General features: G+C 37.8%; 6 protein-coding genes and 2 pseudogenes. 3 read left to right on the plus strand and 5 right to left on the minus strand.

Features of this window, described 5'->3' with window-relative positions:
• Positions 1-848 (minus strand): annotated as a pseudogene (locus J2S07_RS12990) (SDR family NAD(P)-dependent oxidoreductase).
• 337 nt (positions 849-1185) lie between these two features.
• Between J2S07_RS12990 and queF the strand changes: the two are divergent.
• On the plus strand, positions 1186-1683 hold the full coding sequence (queF, locus tag J2S07_RS13000; RefSeq protein ID WP_307150840.1) for a preQ(1) synthase: 498 nt from the start codon (positions 1186-1188) through the stop codon (positions 1681-1683).
• A 13-nt stretch (positions 1684-1696) separates the two neighbouring features.
• On the plus strand, positions 1697-2230 hold the full coding sequence (locus J2S07_RS13005) for a VUT family protein (protein ID WP_307150841.1): 534 nt from the start codon (positions 1697-1699) through the stop codon (positions 2228-2230).
• Between the two features lie 280 nt (positions 2231-2510).
• Here the strand turns inward: J2S07_RS13005 and J2S07_RS13010 are convergent, their stop codons facing one another.
• Entirely contained in the window at positions 2511-3497 is a 987-nt protein-coding gene (locus J2S07_RS13010; protein WP_307150842.1) for a diaminopimelate dehydrogenase, read from the minus strand.
• Between the two features lie 181 nt (positions 3498-3678).
• Here J2S07_RS13010 and J2S07_RS13015 point away from each other — a divergent pair, with 181 nt between their 5' ends.
• Positions 3679-4386 carry a DNA alkylation repair protein gene (locus tag J2S07_RS13015; protein WP_307150843.1) on the plus strand — a complete coding sequence of 236 codons (708 nt, stop codon included), beginning with the start codon at positions 3679-3681 and terminating at the stop codon, positions 4384-4386.
• Positions 4387-4640: 254 nt separating this feature from the next.
• Here J2S07_RS13015 and rsiV read toward each other — a convergent pair whose 3' ends face one another.
• The 3 genes and pseudogenes from rsiV to J2S07_RS13030 form a co-directional block, all read right to left on the minus strand.
• Positions 4641-5528: an anti-sigma-V factor RsiV gene (gene rsiV / locus J2S07_RS13020; protein ID WP_307150844.1), complete on the minus strand. Its 888-nt coding sequence runs from the start codon at positions 5526-5528 to the stop codon at positions 4641-4643.
• Between the two features lies 1 nt (position 5529).
• Entirely contained in the window at positions 5530-6045 is a 516-nt protein-coding gene (gene sigV, locus J2S07_RS13025) for an RNA polymerase sigma factor SigV (protein ID WP_307150845.1), read from the minus strand.
• Positions 6046-6276: 231 nt separating this feature from the next.
• Positions 6277-6415: pseudogene (locus J2S07_RS13030) on the minus strand (IS200/IS605 family transposase); the annotation flags it as partial.

Here is a 6415-nt window from a genome sequence, read left to right on the forward strand (position 1 = left end):
TTAATTCCCCTTTTTTCTTACATTAGATAGGATGAACTGTTCGAGTAATCCTCCAAAAACCAAGGAGCCGAACTGTCCCAGTGGCAACCACCATGGCCTGTATTTTTTCCTTTTTGTATACATGGATTTGCAGATAATTTTCGCAACGTGGCTCGGGCTCATGGCAGGCATTTTTCGATATGCTTCTGTTGGAAGGACCATTGGAGTTTTCACTAATGGTAGATAGATAGAAGTTGTTGCTATACCCAGTGCATTTAATTCGGGAGCCGCAGAGCGAAACCAAATATCAAAAGCAGATTTAGATGACTGATAGGCAGCCCAATAGGGAAATGGATGAAGCATAGCATTGATAGTAGAAACATTGATAATCTGCCCTTGATTTTTTTGTAGGAGCGGAATAACAGACAATAACAATTGAACAGGCGCAAAATAATTAATCGCCATCGTTCGCGAGAAATCGTGATAGCGGTCTAATGAATCCTTTATTGGTCTTCTAATGGATTTTCCTGCGTTACTAACGACTACATCCAGCCCCTTAGGGAGCTGATGAATAAAGGTGAGAAGGGCTTCCATTTCCGCCTCGTTACGAAGGTCAGCACGATAGATGCTGACTTTGGCTGCTTTTTTTCGATTTCCTCCTTCAAGAATAAAAGCTTTGCCTCTCTTCTAGCGACAAGAATCAAATGTACAGGAAAATCAGCCAGAAAATAAGCTATTTCTTCCCCAATTCCTGAGCTTGCACCAGTTATAATTATCGTCTTTCCCCGTAATTCATTTCTCAGCCTCTCCTTATTCACCCCGGTAGACAAAAATAGAATCTTCTCTAAAAGGCTATAGGTATGTTTCATTCAAGTGCCCCTTTTCATGCATATTCCATCATTATTGACGAATTCCTATGTCTAACTATAACGTATTAGAAAGCAAAAAAATGCATATAATCTAAGGTTTTCTATTTTTCCTTTTTATTGAAAGAAGGAAATTTCTATTGACACTCCCTTTGTCTTTCCTATATAGTATCTTTATCAATTAAATAAGAAACCCGTTTGAACGGGAGAGGTTCATAGCAGAAACCCTCTATAAAAAACTATGGTGCAAACCATATCCGCAAATCGATATGGCTTTTTTTATTGATTTCATTCTGCTAACCTCTCTATTCCAATCGGGACAAATAGGGAGGATTTTTTTATGCAAGGACGAAAAGACCATGAGTTAGAGGATATTACATTACTAGGAAATCAAGGAACAAAATATTTGTTTGAGTATTCCCCTGAAATTTTGGAGGCATTTGATAACAAGCATCCAAATCGAGATTATTTCGTGAAATTTAATTGTCCAGAGTTTACTAGTCTTTGTCCAAAAACGGGTCAACCGGATTTTGCAACGATATATATTAGCTATATTCCTGATCAAAAGATGGTTGAAAGTAAATCTTTAAAGCTATATTTATTTAGTTTCCGCAATCATGGCGATTTTCATGAGGATTGCATGAATATTATTATGAATGATTTAATCGAGCTTATGGATCCGAAATATATTGAGGTGTGGGGCAAGTTCACACCTAGAGGTGGAATTTCTATTGACCCTTATACAAACTACGGACGACCTGGTACAAAGTATGAAAAAATGGCTGAATATCGATTGATGAATCATGATTTATATCCTGAAAAAATTGATAATCGATGAGAGGTGAATGTTTATGAGAATAGTAATTTATTTACTTGCTATTGTATTGGCAAATGTGGTTACTGCCAAATTCGCACCACTCGAAGTTGGTATTTTTATCATTCCGATGGGTTCCTTTCTGATCGGAGCAACATTTATTCTTCGAGATCTTGTTCAAAATAAATATGGAAGAACGAAGACGTATCTTTTTATTCTTCTCGCCTTAATTCTTTCCGCCATCTCTAGCTATCTTCTTGGGGATACATTGTGGATTGTGTTTGCGAGTGCGTTAAGCTTCGCTGTTTCAGAAACGACCGATACAGAGATTTACACAAGGTTAAATTTACCGATGAACTTACGCGTATTGTACAGCGGAATTATTGGTGGATTTTTAGATTCAGCGATTTTTGTCGTGGTTGGGTTGTCTCCAATCGGTGCCAATATATTGCCATGGAACGTAATTTGGATGGCGATTTTGGGTCAAGTACTTGTAAAAGTGATCATGCAGATTCTTGGAGTATTAGTGCTGCAACTGATACTTAATAGAAAAGAATTATCTAATATTTGAGTCAATGTCATCATGGCTAACCCGAAGCAAAAGGTTCCTACCCCCAGTGCAGTAAATCATAAACGCACAGGGAGTAGGAACCTCTTTTATAATGGTTGTCTTCGCACGGATTGTGGTTCTGGAATGACCTTAAAACCGGCCATTCTTTTTTCTACTAGGCATGCGATACGCATAGATTGAGCAGCACTTTTCTCCGTTGTTTCTGCAGATAGACTGCAGCAAACATCATTTTGTCTAATTATTGATTGCTCATAAGCAACAATGTTTGAGAAAAGAGCCTTTATAATAGGTCTCTTCTCAAATCTTCCGCCGATCTTGGAGACAAATAACCAGGAGCAACATCAAAAACAGTTTTTGCACCAGCTTGTCCTTCTTTATTCAAACGATAAGCTGCTCTTGCATAGGCTACTAGCACACTAGCCGTAAATTCCGGATTGCTGTCTAGGTTAAGTGAGTATTCAATTATTTGTTTATTTTCCTCACCTGATTTTCCGCTCCGAATGACAAAGCCTCCATGTGGTAATTTTGAGTGATTTTCTTTTAATTCTTCAGTAGTGATAAAGTTGACTTCCGTTTCATAATCAGCAAAGTAATTAGGCATGGTTTTGATATCCTGTTCAATCTTTGCTCGATCAGCACCTTCTTTTGCAACAACATAACAAACTCGGCGGTGTTTTTCGCCGGTAGTTAATTCTGGATTTTCTCCACTCTTGACCCTTTCCACTGCTTCCTCAATCGGTACTGTATACTGTACACCACCTGCTACACCCTCTACTCTACGAATCGCATCAGAGTGTCCTTGGCTCAGTCCTTTGCCCCAGAAAGTATAAGTTTCACCACTCGGTAAAATCGCTTCAGCCATTAGACGGTTCACAGAGAATAAGCCTGGGTCCCAGCCAACAGAAATAATACTTGTCTTTCCTCCCGCTTTGGCCGCTTCATCAACCATACCAAAATAGTCAGGGATTTTCGCATGGGTATCATAGCTATCGATTGTGTTAAACATTCTAGCAAAATAAGGTCCCTGCTCTGGTAAATCCGTTGCTGAACCTCCACATAAAATCATTACATCAATTTTGTCCTTATATTCCTCTGCACTTGAAATATGTAAAACCTCGACATTTGGTTCATTTATGGAAAGGCTCTCAGGTGCCCTTCTTGTAAAAATAGCCACAAGCTTCATATCCGAACATTTCTTAATCGCTTCAATCGTCCCTCTACCAAGGTTGCCATAGCCTACAATTCCTACTTTAATTTGATCACTCATACACTCTTCCCTACCTCTTTCTATTAGATATTTTTTATTATAAATTCACTTCAACAATTATACTACTCTTTAGTCTTTCCAAGGATGGGTCCGGTACTTGAGTTTCTTCATAAATACTTGATTAAGAATAATGGTAAAATGATAAGTATAGAAAGCTTGAAAAGGAAGGATGGACAAAACTATGGATTTCGAAACCGTTATGCAGGAGCTTGAGGCATTAGGCAAGGAACGAACGAAAAAAATGTACATATCGAATGGTGCCCACGAGCCACTTTTTGGAGTGGCTACAGGAGCGATGAAACCCATTGCCAAGCAAATAAAAATAAATCAACCTTTAGCTGAAGAGCTTTATGCCACAGGGAACTACGATGCTATGTACTTTGCAGGAATTATTGCTGATCCAAAGGCGATGACTGAATCGGACTTTGACCGTTGGATAGATGGAGCGTATTTTTATATGCTGTCCGATTATGTAGTAGCGGTCACTCTGTCAGAATCCGATATTGCTCAAGACATTGCAGATAAATGGATTGCAAGTGGTGACGAGCTGAGAATGTCAGCAGGCTGGAGCTGCTACTGCTGGCTTCTAGGAAATCGCAAAGACCACGAATTTTCCGAAAGCAAGATTTCTGATATGCTTGATTTGGTCAAAAATACGATTCATAATTCACCAGAACGAACAAAATCCGCTATGAATAATTTCCTCTACACTGTGGGGATTTCATATTTGCCAGGGCATGAAAAGGCAGTCGAGACCGCAAAAGAAGTAGGTATCGTAGAAGTCAAACGGGACAAGAAAAAAAGCAGTATGCTCAACGCCTACGAGAGTATTCAAAAAGAGATTGATAAGGGAAGACTTGGTTTCAAACGCAAATATGTAAGGTGCTAATATTGCCATCGAGAATTTTGGTCTCATTATATTCTTATCAGTATATTTATTGTTCATTTCCAATATCAAAATCAATGAAACAGGCCGGGGCTTGTCCCCAGCCTAACTTATATAAAAAGCCATTCATCTTCTGTGACTAATTTGGTACCTGGTACCGCCCGTGGACAGAATGGAGGTTTTGTCTTTCTGGGATGGACAGTTAAAAGAATTAGTGCGTAAAAAACCGAACGGAATGACACCGTTCGGTTTTCCCATTAATGAATATACTCATCGCTTACTAAAATGTCCGAAATTATTTCCGTCGGAATGATAAACTCAACAACTCCCATATATCCAGGAGCCACCTCGTATTTATCGAAGGATAGGACTAATTTTCCTTCATTATTAATATAGAAGTTTTGCTCTTTGTTAATAGTTTCGAAAAGCTCAGTAAGCTCTTCGTCTTCTAGACCAGCATTAGATACCCAATAGATTTTATTCTCATCCGCCTTCATTTGTTCACGCATTTGTTCTTTAATATTCTCACTAATTGTTTTCACATAGCTATCATCTTTAAATAACATTGGTAAGCTTAATAGGATTTGATTTTTCTTATCGATTGTATCGTATGTCATGGTTGTTGAAGATGAACCAACTGTATTTACAACATATCTACCAATTGATAAGAGCTGATCATTATCTGTTATCACCTCATAGCCGCTGTCAACCCCAAGATGACCGCCGCCATCATTCTCTAACTCCTTCATATCAACCATGAATTCGTCATATAGTTCTTTTCCTTCTTTTAAATACTTTTCATTCAAACTTTGAGCCAAATCTCCATTCTCTAAATCTGATACTGCCGGTACTTTTATATCTGCTTGATATTTGTCTTTATCCACTTTATATTCTGTAAAGGTTAATACTTTTACTATACTCCCAACAACAGGCATATCTGCTAAAGTGCTGGCCATTGCTGGGCTAATATTCAAACCTCCGATAAAAAGAACAGCAGCTGCAGCCGTTCCAGCCACCCACTTATAACCGTTTTTCTTTTTCTTCTTCTTTCCCTTTAATAATGCCCTCTCGACAATGAGATCCAATTCATCTGGAATTTGAATATTTTTATACTCCGTTTTAAGCTGGTCTAATTTTTTGTCCATTCTAGTTTGCCCCCTTAATAATTTCATCGTTCAATTCAACTCGTAATAGCTTTAAGGCTTTATACAATCGTGTTTTTATCGTATTCACATTTTCATTGAGAACATCTGCTACTTCTTCTATTTTCAAATCCTCAAAAAAGCGTAAAACAATAATGCTCTTGTATTCAGGCGTTAATTGATCCAAAGCCCTCTCTAAATCAATATTTTCATAATGGTCTTCACTGCCTGAACTGATATATTCCATTGTTTCCGCATCCACAATACTGACTCGTTTATGTTTCCTAAGAAAATCTAAGGAAGTATTGACCACTATTCTATAAAACCAGCTTTTAAGCATCTTTATATCCTGAAGAGAATCAATTGAGACGATCGCTTTATGGATCGCGTCTTGTAAGATATCTAAAGCATCTTCAGAATTTTTTACATAGCTGTAGGCTAGCCGATAAAAGTTCTCTTTGTTCTCCCTAATAAAGCTTGTAAATAATTCATCATGATTAAATCTATCATTCTTTCCCATGTCGCAAAAAGGCTCCTTTAATGCTATTAATTTATATACACATAAGAGACGCATAAACAGCAGTAAAAAGTTTTTGCTTTTTATTATTCTCTTTTGCTCATAATCATAACCACCCGTGAAAACGGGTGGTTTGTTCTACGGCTGAAAGCCTTCGTTACTGGCCAGCCCTTCAAAGGGCTCTGAAAGTTCGCCAACCGCACTACTTTTCCGGCTAACCCTAAAGGGTTTCTCCTATTTCTTTTTATTTTTTCTCTTTACTTCTTGACCAGTGAACGGATCAATAAATTCTTCCATACTAAGTTGATCTGCGACAATATCATCTTGTATTTGATTTCGAATGTATTCTTCAATTACTTTCTTATTTCTTCCT

The sequence above is a fragment of the Anoxybacillus andreesenii genome (assembly GCF_030813005.1).
Classification (GTDB): domain Bacteria; phylum Bacillota; class Bacilli; order Bacillales; family Cytobacillaceae; genus Robertmurraya; species Robertmurraya andreesenii.

Bases quoted from the DNA above. Each gene is read 5' to 3' on its own strand.
- rsiV (WP_307150844.1), bottom strand. From the start codon at position 5,528: ATGGACAAAAAATTAGACCAGCTTAAAACGGAGTATAAAAATATTCAA.
- sigV (WP_307150845.1), bottom strand. From the start codon at position 6,045: ATGGGAAAGAATGATAGATTTAATCATGATGAATTATTTACAAGCTTT.
- J2S07_RS13015 (WP_307150843.1), top strand. From the start codon at position 3,679: ATGGATTTCGAAACCGTTATGCAGGAGCTTGAGGCATTAGGCAAGGAA.
- queF (WP_307150840.1), top strand. From the start codon at position 1,186: ATGCAAGGACGAAAAGACCATGAGTTAGAGGATATTACATTACTAGGA.
- J2S07_RS13005 (WP_307150841.1), top strand. From the start codon at position 1,697: ATGAGAATAGTAATTTATTTACTTGCTATTGTATTGGCAAATGTGGTT.
- J2S07_RS13010 (WP_307150842.1), bottom strand. From the start codon at position 3,497: ATGAGTGATCAAATTAAAGTAGGAATTGTAGGCTATGGCAACCTTGGT.